The organism is Bdellovibrionales bacterium (assembly GCA_016716765.1).
GTDB lineage: Bacteria > Bdellovibrionota > Bdellovibrionia > Bdellovibrionales > UBA1609 > JADJVA01.
Window position 1 is genome coordinate 412,364 of record JADJVA010000025.1, and the last position, 15,251, is coordinate 427,614.

General features: G+C 44.1%; 15 protein-coding genes. 4 read left to right on the forward strand and 11 right to left on the reverse strand.

Going from position 1 to position 15,251, the window contains the following annotated elements; genetic code table 11:
• Positions 1-130 precede the first annotated feature (130 nt).
• The gene (gene tig / locus IPL83_18305; GenBank protein ID MBK9041073.1) at positions 131-1,435 is read left to right on the forward strand and encodes a trigger factor; all 1,305 of its coding nucleotides are present in this window, start codon (positions 131-133) and stop codon (positions 1,433-1,435) included.
• Between the two features lie 8 nt (positions 1,436-1,443).
• On the opposite strand, the gene IPL83_18310 is transcribed toward tig, so the two are convergent.
• Positions 1,444-2,046, reverse strand: a complete 603-nt coding sequence (locus tag IPL83_18310; GenBank protein MBK9041074.1) for a hypothetical protein — start codon at positions 2,044-2,046, stop codon at positions 1,444-1,446.
• Between the two features lie 86 nt (positions 2,047-2,132).
• On the opposite strand from IPL83_18310, the gene IPL83_18315 reads away from it, so the two are divergent.
• The gene (locus IPL83_18315; GenBank protein MBK9041075.1) at positions 2,133-2,627 is read left to right on the forward strand and encodes a hypothetical protein; all 495 of its coding nucleotides are present in this window, start codon (positions 2,133-2,135) and stop codon (positions 2,625-2,627) included.
• A 19-nt stretch (positions 2,628-2,646) separates the two neighbouring features.
• On the opposite strand, the gene IPL83_18320 is transcribed toward IPL83_18315, so the two are convergent.
• Genes IPL83_18320 through IPL83_18340 form a run of 5 tightly spaced genes read right to left on the reverse strand, consistent with a single transcriptional unit; the run spans position 2,647 to position 7,160 of the window.
• Positions 2,647-4,077, reverse strand: coding sequence for a S41 family peptidase (locus IPL83_18320; protein MBK9041076.1), 1,431 nt, complete (start codon positions 4,075-4,077; stop codon positions 2,647-2,649).
• A gap of 8 nt (positions 4,078-4,085) precedes the next feature.
• Positions 4,086-5,255 (reverse strand): peptidoglycan DD-metalloendopeptidase family protein, encoded by a 1,170-nt coding sequence (locus tag IPL83_18325; protein MBK9041077.1) that lies wholly within the window; start codon positions 5,253-5,255, stop codon positions 4,086-4,088.
• Entirely contained in the window at positions 5,252-6,187 is a 936-nt protein-coding gene (locus IPL83_18330) for a hypothetical protein (protein MBK9041078.1), read from the reverse strand. The genes IPL83_18325 and IPL83_18330 overlap by 4 nt, the downstream gene beginning before the upstream one ends.
• 6 nt (positions 6,188-6,193) lie before the next feature.
• Positions 6,194-6,853 (reverse strand): cell division ATP-binding protein FtsE, encoded by a 660-nt coding sequence (gene ftsE, locus IPL83_18335; protein ID MBK9041079.1) that lies wholly within the window; start codon positions 6,851-6,853, stop codon positions 6,194-6,196.
• Between the two features lie 19 nt (positions 6,854-6,872).
• Positions 6,873-7,160, reverse strand: a complete 288-nt coding sequence (locus IPL83_18340) for a hypothetical protein (protein ID MBK9041080.1) — start codon at positions 7,158-7,160, stop codon at positions 6,873-6,875.
• A 178-nt stretch (positions 7,161-7,338) separates the two neighbouring features.
• Here IPL83_18340 and IPL83_18345 point away from each other — a divergent pair, with 178 nt between their 5' ends.
• Entirely contained in the window at positions 7,339-9,132 is a 1,794-nt protein-coding gene (locus IPL83_18345) for a hypothetical protein (protein MBK9041081.1), read from the forward strand.
• Entirely contained in the window at positions 9,111-9,764 is a 654-nt protein-coding gene (locus IPL83_18350) for a hypothetical protein (GenBank protein ID MBK9041082.1), read from the forward strand. The genes IPL83_18345 and IPL83_18350 overlap by 22 nt, the downstream gene beginning before the upstream one ends.
• Positions 9,765-9,806: 42 nt before the next feature.
• Here the strand turns inward: IPL83_18350 and IPL83_18355 are convergent, their stop codons facing one another.
• From IPL83_18355 to sufB, 5 genes are read right to left on the reverse strand one after another with little or no spacing between them, the layout of a single operon-like run.
• Positions 9,807-10,400 carry a NifU family protein gene (locus tag IPL83_18355; GenBank protein ID MBK9041083.1) on the reverse strand — a complete coding sequence of 198 codons (594 nt, stop codon included), beginning with the start codon at positions 10,398-10,400 and terminating at the stop codon, positions 9,807-9,809.
• Complete coding sequence (locus IPL83_18360) at positions 10,397-11,617, reverse strand: cysteine desulfurase (GenBank protein ID MBK9041084.1); 1,221 nt, start codon at positions 11,615-11,617, stop codon at positions 10,397-10,399. The genes IPL83_18355 and IPL83_18360 overlap by 4 nt, the downstream gene beginning before the upstream one ends.
• Positions 11,614-12,996, reverse strand: a complete 1,383-nt coding sequence (gene sufD, locus IPL83_18365; GenBank protein ID MBK9041085.1) for a Fe-S cluster assembly protein SufD — start codon at positions 12,994-12,996, stop codon at positions 11,614-11,616. The genes IPL83_18360 and sufD overlap by 4 nt, the downstream gene beginning before the upstream one ends.
• 22 nt (positions 12,997-13,018) lie before the next feature.
• Positions 13,019-13,768 (reverse strand): Fe-S cluster assembly ATPase SufC, encoded by a 750-nt coding sequence (gene sufC / locus IPL83_18370; protein MBK9041086.1) that lies wholly within the window; start codon positions 13,766-13,768, stop codon positions 13,019-13,021.
• 17 nt (positions 13,769-13,785) lie between these two features.
• On the reverse strand, positions 13,786-15,231 hold the full coding sequence (sufB, locus tag IPL83_18375) for a Fe-S cluster assembly protein SufB (GenBank protein ID MBK9041087.1): 1,446 nt from the start codon (positions 15,229-15,231) through the stop codon (positions 13,786-13,788).
• Positions 15,232-15,251: the final 20 nt, after the last annotated feature.

A 15,251-nucleotide genomic window follows, 5' to 3' on the forward strand; every position in this document is an offset into this window, starting at 1 on the left:
ATTAACGTGAAGCATTAATTCCTTGCCTGGGGCTGCCGCATCACTTAAAAGATTCAGTCTGACCCGGCTATTATATAGTTGGTTTTGGAAGAACTCAAACTCCTAAAGCGGTAGGAAATAAGGAGAGTCCATGAAAGTGAATTTGGAGAAATTGGATGGTCTGGCACACAGGTTTAGCTTTGAGATTGCAGCCGATAAAGTGAGCAAGGCCTTTGAAGAGGCCTACAAGGAATTGCAAAAGAGTGTTTCCTTAAAGGGATTTAGAAAGGGCAAAGCGCCGATAACCGCGATTCGCAGACAATATGGCGACCGCGTCAAAGATGACGTCCTTCAAAATCTTGTTTCAGAATCCTATGAGTCGGCCTTGAAAGAGCACTCCTTGGACCCTATTGGTTATCCAAGTATTCGCATTGATAAATTCGAAAATGATGAAAACTTTATTTTCTCCGCTGAATTTGAAATTCGACCGCAGATTGATCTGAAGAAATATGAGGGTTTGAGTGTCGAGAAGGAAATAGCCGTTATTGAAGATTCTCGAACTCAAGAAGTGTTAGAGAATATTCAAAGAAGCAATGCTGAGATGATTCCAATTTTTGAAGATCGGCCAGCACAGAGTGGAGACGTTGCTGAGGTAGCCTTTGAAGGATTTGTTGATGGCAAGCCCCTGGAAGGGGCTCAGTCCGACCAACATCTTTTGGAACTGGGGAACAAGCAGTTTATAGAAGGTTTCGAGGAAGGTGTTATAGGGATGAAGGTGGGTGTAACGACTTCGCTTAATCTCTCCTTTCCCGCTGAATATCACAACGCGGATGTGGCCGGAAAACCAGTTGTTTTTCAGGTTACCCTCAAGGGGCTAAAGAGAAAGGCGTTACCAGAAATTAACGACGATTTGGCAAAACGAGCGGGACCCTTTGAGAGTCTGGAGGCCCTCAAGATTCAAATCCGGAAAGATCTTGAGGAAGCTGAACAAGAGAGCATTAAAAGCGGACTAAAGGATAAAATTCTCAAGGCCTTGGTTGCTGAAAATCCCGTTGAAGTTCCTCGCTCCCTCCATCAGCGCCAGAAGGAACTGCTCATTGAAGATGTGAAAAAAAGAATGCATCAGCAAGGTCTTTCAGAAATGGATTTTGAAGAATACAAAACGAAGTGGGATCAGGATTTTAATGATTCGGCTACATTTATTGTGCAATCAAGTTTTTTGGTCGACGCGATTGCGGATAAGCTATCGCTGCGTCCTAGTCACCAAGATTTGCACGCTAAGATTAATGAGATTGCCAAACAGACGGGCCTCGAAGAAGCTCGCCTGAACGAATACTACCACAAGCCTGAGAATCAATCTCGGCTCTCATTTCAGCTGATGGAAGAAAAAGTTGTTTCCCATCTGATAGACAAGGCTATTATCAGAGAAGTCCCCAAAAGTGCTGGAGCTGAATGAACAAATACTCACTTGATGGCTGCTGGTGAGGCTTGGCAATAGTTGTGCCTTTCAAAGTGTTGTCGGCAGATATTGCTTGGCGATCGACAGTCATTTAGATCATAAGATACATAGCGTCCGGGAGGGCAGCTCAGGTTGGGACCAGAGCTGACCTCAGATCTAAAATGTCCATGGGTCACTTGAACGCCCTTTGCGTACAGCGCCCATTCAATTTGGTTCGTTCCAATTTTAAGAAGAGGCCGCTGTGTGAGCGTCGTTACCCAAAGATTAATTCGCCTTGATGTTCGTCCTTTGACAGAATCATATGTCATTTTTTTGGTTTCCGATGATCCGTCTGCACGAATGGACTCTACAATGAGCTGGTCGGCCTGTACACCTAAGGGGCCTAGGAAGTAGGTGAATTCAGCAGGATTTAGAACCCAATCGTGACATCTGAAGTGGACGAGTTCTGTGTGTCCTTTCTCATGGCAACTGATCTGAACTGACGCGTCCAAATGTTCGGCCTCATAATCTGCACCATCACTAAGGCCAGGCCTTTGATTACCCCAGGAACGAGGAACTACCAAAAATAGCAAAAAAATGAAAAATATGAAGATTAAATGACGAAACATAAAAACCCCCCTCTCGAAATCTTGCCCTAGCGAGAATCGACGGCTAGCATAGAAGCTAAACTTAGATTCCACGGAAGGACGTAGAAATGAATGCTACGAATAATCAGAACACTGTATCCAACGATTCGTCAAAGCAAGAATTTCCCAAACGCAGATGGCGGAATTACCTTCTTAATCCACAGTTTCAGTTGAAGTTCAGCGTTTATTTTATCGCGAGCGTTCTCGCGGTTGTTGGAGTGATGGTGGCATTCATTTTTACCCGTTTGCAGGATCTTCGTGAGGTCATCTTGCAGTTCTACGGAGAAGACACTGTTCTTCAGGCTCATATGGATGGGGCTATATTTGAAATAACGATGATAGGCTTTTTAACTCTGTTGGGCTTTTCTACCGTTTCTTTTTTCTATTCCTTAATAATTTCACATCGAATCGCCGGTCCAACTTTGGTTATATGTCGATTTATTGAAGATTTGAAAAAGGGCGACTATGAAGGCAATCGTCATCTTCGTCATTATGACGAACTCAAGCCAATTATAAATGGACTCAATGAATTAGCGGATATTCTGAAGAAAAATCAATCATAATGAAACGATAAGATATCAGTTATTTATTTGTCGGACTCTCCTCGGGTCTATTCATCACCTTCCATGCTCTCAGGTAATTATAGCCTTGGAGAATCTGGAAATCCTCTTTTAAGAGCAAATCCTTGGGCGACAGCTTTTCTCCCGAGTCCTCTTTTGATTCTGTCCACCAGTAGTTAATTGCATTTTCGGTTTCTGAGTTGGTTCCGCCTTTACTCTCTCGCCCTGGGTTTGCCAGTTTCGATATTTTTTCCTTTTCGCCCAACAAGTGTCCCTTCATGTCTTTTTCTCGTCGGATATCTCGATTGACTTTTGCTTTTGCCAATATTTCTGTACTGAAATTCTCTACGATAACATCAGGGGTAATTCCCTCTGCTTGAATCGAAACTCCTTTTGGGGTGTAATAGCGAGCAACGGTTAGCTTGAGGCCGGACCCATCACCCAATTTAACAACAGATTGAACGGACCCCTTTCCAAAACTTCTTTGCCCCATGATCAAGGCTCTCTTATTGTCTTGTAAGGCGCCCGCCAAGATTTCACTGGCACTGGCAGAGTATTCATCAATCAGGACAACAAGAGGGAAAGTCGGAAAAGCACCCGATTTTTTTGCATAAACGACTTCCTTTTCCTTTTTATTGCGTCCCATTGTACTCACAATAGTGCCCTTATCTAAAAACATATTACTGATTTCAATTGCCTGCTCAAGCAAACCGCCAGGATTGCGTCTGAGATCTAGGATTAGGCCAGCCACTGCCTTTTTGCTTTTGATGTGGCTTTCAATTGCTTTGCGCATTTCCTTAGCCGAATTCTCAATGAAGCTTGTTAGTTTTACATAGAAATATCCGTCCTCGAGGTCGGTTGTCTTGACGCTCTTGATTTTGACGGTTGCTCTGACAATTGAAAATACCTTTGGGCGCTCAAATCCATCGCGAAAGATCCCCAGATTTACTTTTGAACCGTTCTTTCCTCTCATGTGTTGGGCGGCCTCGACTAAAGTCATTCCTTTCGTGGACTCACCGTTTATTTCAACAATCTTGTCTCCAGCTTTCACTCCCGCCACATATGCGGGCGTATCTTCTATTGGCGAAATAACGGTAAGAATGCCATCCTGGACTGTTATTTCAATTCCTAATCCGCCAAATTCACCTGAAGTTTCGGATTCAAATTCCTTGAAAATGTCGGGTTCAAGAAAATTGGTGTGAGGATCAAGTTCTCTCAGCATGCCCTTAATCCCTCCGTAAATCAGTTTTTGAGTGTCAACCTCTTCGACGTAGTATTGCTGAACCAAATTGAGAACCTTGGCAAATAGCTGGAGATCGGCATAGCGCTCCTTAGCCCAGGATCCGATGCCTCCGACAGAAAACCCGACAATCCACAAGACCAAAAAAATGGGACCGATAAGCAGCCAATATTTTCGGGATCCATATTTCAAACCGTTCGTATTTTTATTCATTTAATCCCTCATCGTCGCAATTTTTCGATATCATTATGCCACTTCATCCAAGGTTTTGGATCAATCGAATCTGAAAAATGTCGAATTTCAAAGTAAATACCCGACTCCTGATATGTATTCAGACCAGAGAGACCAATCACCTGCTCCTCGGAAATTTTTTGACCTATCTTAACACTTACAGAACTTTGATGACTATAGACAGAGTAATACCTGTCGCCGTGGTCTATAATCACCGTGTTTCCATATCCGTCAATTGGACCCGCAAATTGGACTAGTCCATCAAAGACGGCCTTCACTGGGAGTCCCTGTTCACCTTTCAAAAATATACCTTTGTGGCTTGTTTTGAATCTATAGCGATCATTTTGGTTGATCCCATATTCTCGCAAGACTACCCCTTGTATGGGCAAAGGTAGAGTTCCTTTTCTTTCAAAAAAGCTTTCATCAAGCAGCGAGGGAATTTCGTTGATGTGTGAAATTTCATTCGCTCTTTTGCGCAGTCCAGCCAGATGGGCCAGATGATCTTGGCGGACCTGGCGAAGCTGAACCAAAAGCTTGCTTTTAGATTTTTGCTCAGACTCGAGGATGGATTCTTGCGACTTGAGTCGGTGTTGCGCCAGGACCAGATGTTGGATGTTGCGTTTTAACCTTGAGCGCTGAGATTCAAGGGATTTGATGTTGCTCTCAAAGTCTTGAATGATCTCATAGTCCCTGTCTGCAACCCTCTTCAAAAAGGCGAGATTTCGATCTAATTCAAAGGATGTCTGAGATGAAAAAATGGTTTCTAAGGTCCCATGCTCTCCCATTTTATAGAGCGTGCGCAGTCTTCGCGAGAGAAGTTTGCGCTGATTTTTTATGCGATCCTCCAATTTAACAATTGATTTTGCGAGACTGTTCGTATCAACTTTTGCGGATAGCATTTCATCAGTCAGCCTATTCCTCCTCTTACTCATGTCCTTGATTTTAACGTTTACATCGTAGAGGTTTCCAAGCAATTTCCTGCTATTTTCGTCCGAAATAACAAATTTCTCCTTTGTTGAGTGAAGATCGTCCACTAATTGTTCGATTGAATTCGGGGCCTCGATTTTTTCAGGTGTCTTCAATTCGAGAGATGCTTCCCCAATTGCCAAAGTCAATGGGGGAGCAATGCTTGCAATGAATACAAGAAGAGCAGGGGTCAAAAATAAAGCTCCTGATTTTGAGCAGCTGACCAGCCATTGCAAATTTTTCTGACGCAGAAAAAAGCTCCGAGAGATCCAAAGAATCCCCCCAGAAAGATTAAAAGAAAAACATCCTTGATACTGAGGAATCCCAAATATCGTCCCAAATTCAAGAGTCCCATTTGGGATTCGAGCACTGAGGTTTGAACTATAAAAAGAATATACACAACGAATATGGATAAAAGTCCAGCTAACAGCCCCATCAGCGCGCCTTCAACCACATATGGAATGCGAATCATTTCTGGTGTTGCACCCACCAGCTCCAATATTTCGATCTCATCCCGTCTTTGAAAGAAAATACTGCGAATGGAATTACCGACAACAAAAAGGCTTCCTCCCAATAGCACAATGACGAGAACCCAGCTGGTAAGAGTGAAGGCGCGAACGAGAGATGCATAGTTTTCTACCCAGCCCTGACCGTAGTAAATCTCTTCGACACCGTCCAATCGACCAATGTAGTCTTTGAGCTCCATCATAGTGGAAAGGCGGGCCTGATTAGGTATTTCGTCGAGAAGGCTTGTTTCAAAGCTGGGGGGTAAGGGATTGCCAAAATCAGGATCATTCAAGAAGTCAGGGGAGCGTGACGCCATTTGAGTCAGGAATTGACGGGCCGCCTCGTCCTTAGAGATATATTTTATCTCTTTAAATTTTTGAAGATCGTTCAGATATTTCTGAACCTTATTGAGTTCCTCAGTTCCAATTGAATCTCTCAAAAAAATGCTCATTCGAACCGAATTTCCCCAGTTGGTTAGAATGTGATTTAAATTTCGATGGACAAGCAGAAAAATGGCAACGACAACGAAAGTTCCGGTCAGAACGGACAAGGTAGCCAGTTGCATTGCAGTTTGTTGCTTCCAAGAGCGGAGGAATCCACTTGTCCAGATTGAATTCATATTAAGTTATGCATCCTTTACGACATGACCGTCGCGAATTTCAACGACTCGACGGGTATGATGATTGATCAAAGAGTAATCGTGAGTGGCGACAAAAACTGTTGTCCCTTGAGCATTGACTTTTTCAAGTAAATTCATAATTTCTTTGCTGAGATCTGGATCCAAATTTCCTGTCGGCTCGTCCGCGACAAGGACCTCTGGATGGTGGACTAAAGCGCGGGCAATTGCCACTCTTTGCTGTTCCCCTCCTGAGAGCTGTTCAGGACATTGCTTGAGCTTGTGAGCTAAACCCACTTCGTCTAGGATTTCACTGACTCTTCTTTGAATGTACTGTGTTCGATCTCCTCTGATTTCGAGCGGGAGAGCAACATTTTCAAAAACAGTGCGCCTCTTTAGCAAGCGAAAATCCTGGTAAACAACTCCTATGTGACGTCTAAAAAATGCAGTTTCTCTCGGCCGCATATCTCTCAATTGATAACCGGAAACGCACAATGACCCAGAACTTGGGAGGTCATAGGCAGAGAGTAGGCGGAAGAGAGTTGTTTTCCCGGCGCCGCTTGGGCCGATAAGAAAGACAAATTCTCCCTTTGAAATTTTCAAGCATATGTTATTTAGCGCACAGGTTGGTCCGGCATATGTCTTGTAGACGTGATGGAATTCAATCATTCTTCTATGTTAACGGGGCTCAGAGAAATTGGCCAGAAGCCAGGAGGTCCAGAATTTTTTGGTGTTGAATTCTCATAGCCAGGCGAATAGATTTTCCCTCTGAATCAGGGCCTTTGGGAAGAACATCTGAGTAGGCAGTCTTGATGCTTTTCAGCACAGCACCGTTATAAAATACCTGACTTACCAAGAACGGATTAACGCTACCCCAGTCTTCTGTCTGGACATGATAAGTGAGACCAGAAACTGAGATATCTGAGTTAAAGCCCTTTTCAACCAAGTTCAATCCTCCAAGACAGCTATTTTGCATTCAAGCCGAGCTCACAATCAAGGCATAGAACTGTGTATCAAAATAGTACAGTGATTTCGTTTAATTATCGAATCTTCTCGAGATTTTCGTTTATTCTCCTCCGAATCCATTCCGATAAGTTCTCATGGCCAGCCCCTTTCCTTCAATCCACTCAGCCGAATTCAAGAAAATCATCCCGTTGATCAGCCTTTTATTAATATTTAGTTGCTCGAAGGGAACAAGGAAGAGAACAGCTGCCGCAGGGCGAATCAGTCCTACCTATCAGGGTCCAGCTGAACCTGAATATTGCTCGGGTCCCATGGTTTACAGTGATTCAGTCCGCGTGACTGGAAAGGGACAATACCAAGCCAGAGAGTCCTTTTACGAAAACTCTTCGTCTGGCGGGCTTGGAGCTCCTGGATCGCCAAGGCCTATTCGGCACGCTGAAGTTCGGGTGACAAATTCGAGTGGAGTCCTTCTCCAATGCGGTGAGACCGACGAGTTGGGAACCTTCGGCTTATCTTTGCCCAGAGGGGATGGGATATTTACCTTGAGTATTAATTCTCGGGCGAACAATCAGTTTCTGAAGGCATCTGTTCTTAATGCTCCCGAGCAAAATTTGATTTATGGCTTGAAGGTTCAAGTCATAGCGACTGCTAACCAGGATTTGGGGGCTCTTACTGCTTTGGCGACAACGGAAGATGGTCTGTTGGGTGGAGCTTTTAATATTTTGGATCAATTGCACAATGCGAATGATTTCATAAGGAGCAAAGCGGGAAGTTGTGGAAGTCATTTTGTGGGCTGTCCAAATTTTACGGTTGCACCTAAGGTAGCTGTTTATTGGGAGCCAGGGTTTAATCCGGGTAGCTATTTTGAAGGTGCAAGCGCTCTCAGTTTTTATATACCCGGGTTCAGTCGTCTTTTTATTTTAGGAGGAGTGAACGGTGATATCAATTATTCTGACACCGATCACTTTGATAACTCTGTCATTATACATGAGTTTGGTCATTTTCTTGAAGATTCGATGTTTGTTTCCGATTCTCCCGGTGGTGAGCACAATGGAAATCGCGTGATTGATCCTCGTCTCGCTTGGTCTGAAGGCTGGGGCAATTTTCTTCAGGCAGCTGTTCGTGGCGATGGATACTATTTAGATACCGCGGGAAACATTAGTGGTAGCACGAATTTTATGTTTAGAATTGACTTGGAGCCGAATGGTGCCAGCGCAGCAAATGATCGCCCCCAATTCGATGGTGAGGGCAATTTTCGGGAATTTTCAGTTACGCGCCTCTTGTTTGACGTCAATGACAGTGCCGGAGTCGATGCGGGAAATGACAATGACTCAATAGATAATGGTTTTGGTTCCATTTGGGCGGCCTTAGTCATGTCCGGAGGCTTTGCAAGATCAAGTTTGAAGTTTCGAGATGTTAGCGTGTTGCACGATTTTGTCCACAATAGACTGTCTCCAACTCAAGATTGGTCACCTTTGAGAACAAGCGAAAAGCATGTTAATTCCTCGACCGATTTTCGCGCTGAGTACGGTCGTTATGTAACTACGACGGCTGGGGGATGCCACATATCTTTGAATCCGTATACGATCACTCCCTACAATAGCTCATCTGATAGCGGAAATTTCTCCACCTCTCATTTACTAAAAAATAATGAATTTTATCACTATAAACATAGCGGGGGTCCTCTCCAGTTAACTTTGAATTACGTGACTTCTTCGGGGACTGAAGCTGATTTGGACTTGTACATCTATAATTCCAGTGCGCGATATGGCGCCAGCGATGATATGGTTGGATATAGCCGTGAGGAACCAGCGACGCCGTCTTCGGGAAACATTGAAACAGAAAATATTTCGATCTCTTCCCTGCCCTCGGGAGATTACTTAATCAACCTGATGGTATTTACCGGGGGAGCCAGTGTTGGGTCAGAAACGCAATATGAAATGAAGCTTGGGGGAGTCAATTTATGCCCAGACAGTATGCCTTAAATAAGGGAAAAGGGAAGTCGAGACTCTCCAAGTGGCTGCTGTCGATGGCTCTCTTGATCTTAACTCTGGCATTCATCAGTTTGGCTCTTAATTATTTGCAGCAGCCGAGGAGAAGTTTGGCTGGCCAATTGGCAAATTACAAGGACCAGATATTGAATCCCATTAAAGGCGTTCAAGGCGTTAACTACACTAATAAAGTGAGTGGGCCACTTTTGGTAAAGATGAAGAAGACTGTCGCGGACGAGAGAATTGTGCCAGGAGCGCCATTTACTCTTAATGTGGAGATCTTCTCGGAAGAAGATATTGAAGGGGTTGATCTTAAGTGGTCTTTACCGAACGATATCGTTCTTGTGAGCGGTGAAATCGAGGAGAAAATCGATTTCATTTCTGGCAATGGCGGGGTCAAACAGACATCACTTACTTTAACGAGTGCCACTGAACAAAATCAGCAAATTCATCTATTTGTGAGTGGGCAAAGAAATGGCACCGCATTTGGAACCTCAATTCAATTTAATACACGCGATCAGGCTCTGATTGAAAATGAAAATGTCGAATTGGTTCGTCGTTCAAAAGAAAACATGGCTTTAGAGTCCAAGCTTTCCAATAGCAAACATGAGAAGATCTTTCGCTAATATGATGGCGGCTGTTTGCAATCCAATCTTATCACAGGCGAATCAAATCGGTGAAACGATCAATGTTTCATTTTTAAGCTCGTGACGAAGAATTCCCTGAATGGCGTCGAGAGTGCCCATCATCGAACTCGGGCATCCGCCGCAGGCTCCCTGGTAAATAATTCTAAGTTCATTGTCCTTAAACTCCAAGATTTCGACATCTCCTCCATCGGCCTGTAGGCCAGGACGAATCGTTCGATCCAAGATTTCTTCAATCTGCTTGAGCTCGGGACTTAAATGAGAGCGGTCAACAGTCCCTTTTTTAGAGGGACCATCGTCCGAAGTCGAGAAGTGGTAATTGTGTGTTGGCAAGCGGGTTTTGATAACGGAAATAACCTGCTCTTCAAAGTTGGCTTGGATCACGTCGATGTCATGCGTGATGGTAATGGTATTTTCAAAAAAATAGAGTTGCTTTACACCAGGTACAACAAATAGATCTCTTGCGAGTGGTACTTCTTCGCATTCCTCGATTGTGTGAAAGGTGGTTCGGCCCTCTGCTTTCACAGCAAAGTTAATAATAAATTTAAGTGCCGCTGGATTCGGGGTGTCCTGGGCTCGTACCAAAATATCATTGGGTGAAATGGCGGGTATGCTCATGTCAAAATCTCCAATGCCTTTCGGATAGCAGTAACTAACCGACTGATATCTGAATCTGAATTGTAAATAGAAAACGAAGCTCGAATAGTACCTGGCAGCCCAAAATAATCCATCAATGGTTGGGTGCAATGATGTCCCGTTCGAAGAGCGATTCCCTCTCGGTCAAGTAATTGACCGATATCGGAGGGATGGATGCCTTCAAATACGAAAGACACAATATTGGCCCGTCGAGGAGCTTCACCAACAAATCGGATACCAGGTAGCCCTTTCAGCTCCTCTCTCGCCTTTTCCGCAAGCTCTAATTCATGCCGATAGATGTTTTCAATGCCTAAGTCAGAAATAAAATTGAGTGCCTCGCCCAGTCCAATGGCTCCAGCAATATGTGGAGTTCCCGCCTCAAAGCGATGGGGAGCGCTCAGAAAAGTAGTCTTACTTGTTTTTACACGTTCAATCATTGATCCGCCGCTCTGGTAGGGTGTCAGGTCATTGAGCGCTTGTTCCCTTCCCCATAAGACACCAATCCCGGTAGGAGCAAAAATTTTATGACCAGAGAAAACCAAAAAATCGCACCCAAGTTCCTTTACATTGACTGGCATAAAAGAGACAGACTGGGCTGCGTCCAAAATTGTTTTAGCTCCGAATTTTCTGGCCTCTGTGAAAAGATCCTTGACTGGATTGATTGTACCAAGGGCATTGGAGCAATGAACGAATGAGACAATCTTTGTTCGCTCAGATAAAAGTGATCTGAAGCTCTCGAGGTTCAGACTCCCATCTTTATTGAGCTCAACGAAATTCAGGCCAAGTGATTTTTCCTCAGCTATCAACTGCCAGGGCACAATGTTTGAGTGATGTTCCATTCTCGAAAGCAGGATCTCATCTCCGGGCATTAGCTGTGATGCAAGGGTTCTGGCTAAAAGATTCAGGCCCTCGGTCGTTCCTTTGGTAAAAATCACTTCGTTGCTGTTTGAAGCGCCAAGGAAATTTGCAACTATTGCTCTGGAGTTCTCGAATGCAGCCGTTGCTTGATCACTAAGAAAATGAGCTCCACGATGCACATTTGCGGACTCTGTAAGATAGAACTTGGATAGGCGATCAACAACTCTGCGGGGTTTTAGACTTGTGGCTGCATTGTCCAAATAGACGAGTGGATGTCCATTGATCTCTTGAGAGAGAGCAGGGAACTCCTGCCGAAAAAAGTCTGCTGACCATTGAATCATGTTAAGAGCTCCGATTTACTTGTCTTGTCATCCAAGAGCTGTGACAACCATATTCCCAGTCCTTGGTTTAGGGGAGTGGTGTTTTCAGCGAGGTTCTGATGAATCTGAAGTACGTCCTTAACAAATCCATGAGTCAACATAGCTTCGGCATTTTTCTGTTCAATTCCTCGAGACTGAAAATAAAAGATTTGTTCCGGATCCAGCTGTCCGATACTGGCCCCATGGGTTGCCTTCACGTCATCAGCCTGAATTTCCAAGACTGGCAGAGTATCAATTTCAGCCGCACTACTGAGCAGCAGAGATTTGCTGAGCTGGCTTGAGTTAACATTTTGGGCCTCAGGTTCAATCGCTATTTTGCCTTCAAATACGATTTTGGATTGATCAGTGGCAATACCTTTAAAAAGCTGGTGGCTGTTTCCACGCCCTTGATAATGGCGCATGACAGTTCTAAATTCTTGTTGTTGGTGGCTTTTTGCCAGACAAATGCCGTCAACACGGACATCAGTCTGCTGGCCCTTGATATCAACGAGGAGCTCTTGTCGAGACTGTCGACTTCCTAAGCCAACCGAGAGAGAATTGAATGTAGCGAATTGATCGAGCTCATTTCGGCATTGGCTCAAATGGTAAGATGTGGAAGCCTCTTCCTGAATTTGGTGGAAATTCAAACGACTCGATGCCTTCTGTTGAATCTGAGTCACCACATTGCTGAAGGATTTTACTCCAGAAGCGCCGGAATAAATCAATGTTAAGTCTATTGAAGAACTCTCCCCCAAAGTGAGGAAATGTCGATAAAAGGGCGAAAACCACTCCCTGTCTTCTGTCGCCAACGCGAAATGGAGTATGACCAAAGGCCTTTCGATGTGGGTATTGGGAGAGACCTCTAGAAAAAATCCGTCCTCATAGAGAGCGCCATTAAGGCAAGAAAAAGAGTTACCTGCACTCAATTCAAAATGTTTAAGACTGAGCAAATTTTTTGAAGCAATTGAGCCCAGCTTTGCATCTTTCATAACATCTGAGAGCGAGTAGAGTTCGAGTCCGGCAGTCTGCTCCAAAGATGAAAACTTCTCTGAGAAGTGACCATTGATAAAGACCATGACCATGGTATCTGAAGCGAGACGCTCAAGAATGAGTTCTAATTTCTCATCTTCAATAGAGAAGTTCGGTGGATTCGCTCGGCTATAATCGTGACGTAAAAATAATTGAGGATTTATGTATTTCCAATCCTTAGAGTTTCGACTAGGAAAGCCACTTTCCTCAAGTTTCTCGAATAAATTCTCACGAAGGGCTATCTGGTCTGCTGACCAGTGTTTGCCGTGTCGAGACAATAAAGCTTCAGACAGGATCTTATATTTTTGAATCGTCTCAAAGGAGGTTTGCAAGACAAAATCCTTTCAAAGGATACTAAATCAGCCAATCGTATCCACGTTTTTCCAATTCCAGAGCCAGATCCTTTTTTCCGGATTTGACAATACTTCCATCAATCAAAACGTGAATAAAATCAGGAACAATAAAATCAAGAAGTCTTTGATAGTGAGTGATCATCAGGATGGCGTTTGACTTTTTCTTTAGATGATTAACTCCACTGGCCACAATTTTCAAAGAATCAATGTCGAGGCCAGAATCAGTTTCATCTAGAACAGAGAGTCGAGGAGACAAAACAGCCATCTGCAAGATCTCGTTCCGCTTCTTTTCTCCACCCGAAAAGCCCTCGTTCACTGAACGTTTAAGAAACTCCGTATTCATTTTGACGATTTTTGCTTTTTCCTCCACAAATTTGTCAAAATCAGACTCATTCATTTCCGGAATTCCCTGATGTTTGCACACGGCATTGAAGGCGGCCCTCAGGAATACCAAGTTGGATACACCTGAAATTTCAACGGGGTATTGAAAAGCCAAAAAAATTCCTTCCCGGGCCCGTTGATCTGGTGTCATCTCAAAGATATTTTTCCACTTCATATTAACTTCGTACTCAATCGATCCGCCCGTTATTTTATAAGAGGGATGGCCAGCGATGACTTTCGACAATGTACTTTTTCCCGAACCGTTTGGGCCCATGATGGCGTGGACTTCGCCAGCATTGATTTCTAGGTTGAGGCCCTTCAGAACGGGTTTCCCGTTGACTTCAGCACTGAGATTTTTGATCTTCAACATAGCTTTTCCAATCTCCTCTATCCAATGCTATTCTCGAGTTTCATCTCGATAAGTTTTACTGCTTCTACAGAAAATTCCAGGGGTAATTGTTTGAAGACTTCTTTGCAGAAGCCATTTACCAGCAGCGATATAGAGGCTTCCAAGTCAAGACCCCTCGATTGCAGATAAAACAATTGATCCTCGCTAATTCTCGAGGTTGAGGCCTCATGTTCAACAACAGCTGATTTGTTTTGAATTTCCAAGGAGGGGAAGGTATGAGCTGAACTCTTATCTCCAACTAACATTGAGTCGCATTGAGAGTAGTTTCGAGCGCCTTCAGCAGTGGGAAGAATTTTTACGAGGCCGCGGTAGCTATTTGTCGATCGATCTACCGAAATGCCCTTTGATAGAATGGTACTTTTCGTGTTTTTCCCAATGTGGATCATTTTGGTGCCAGTGTCAGCGATCATGTGATCATGGGTCAGAGCGACCGAATAAAAAGCGCCGACCGAGTTGTCACCTTGAAGAATCACGCTCGGATATTTCCATGTTATGGCTGAGCCAGCTTCGACCTGGGTCCAACTGATTTTAGAATTTCGACCCACGCACTTTCCTCGTTTGGTGACAAAATTATAAATACCCCCTCGACCCTCTTTATCTCCGGTATACCAATTTTGCACGGTGGAATATTTTATTTCAGAATCAGCCAAGGCAATCAGTTCAACAACGGCGGCATGCAATTGATTGGTGTCACGCATTGGGGCCGTGCAACCCTCGAGATAGTTAACGAAGCTTCCCGGCTCTGCAATAATAAGTGTGCGCTCAAATTGGCCAGTTTCCTCAGAATTAATCCGAAAATAGGTCGATAGATCTATGGGGCAACGCACGTCTTTTGGAATATAACAAAAGGATCCATCTGTGAATACGGCCGCATTGAGGGCCGCAAAGAAATTGTCAGTGTGGGGAACCACAGAACCAAAATATTTTTTCACGAGATCTTCGTGAGTGTGGAGAGCTTCAGAAATGGAGCAAAATACGACCCCGTAGCGGGCGAGGGCTTCTTTGTGTGTGGTTCCGATAGATACGGAATCAAACACAGCGTCAACAGCGACTCCTGAAATCCGTTTCTGCTCTTGCAACGGAATTCCCAATCTTTCGAATGTGCGCAACAGTTCGGGGTCGAGATCGTCAAGATTCTTTACCTTATCTTTTGTAGATCTGGGAGCTGAATAATAGCTGGTTTTTTGATAGTCGATCGGGGGATAATTGAAATGTCCCCAATGGGGCTCAACCATGGTTAGCCAGTGTTGATAGGCCCTGAGCCGATACTGGAGCATCCATTCGGGTTCATTTTTTTTCTGAGAGATAATACGAATAATGTCTTCATTCAGACCATTGGGAATTCTGTCCACTTCTACGGAGGTAGAGAAACCGTATTTATACTCACGAACTTCCTCTGCCCCATTTGTTTTTACCTGGTTCATCCAGTTCTCCAACTAGGTCT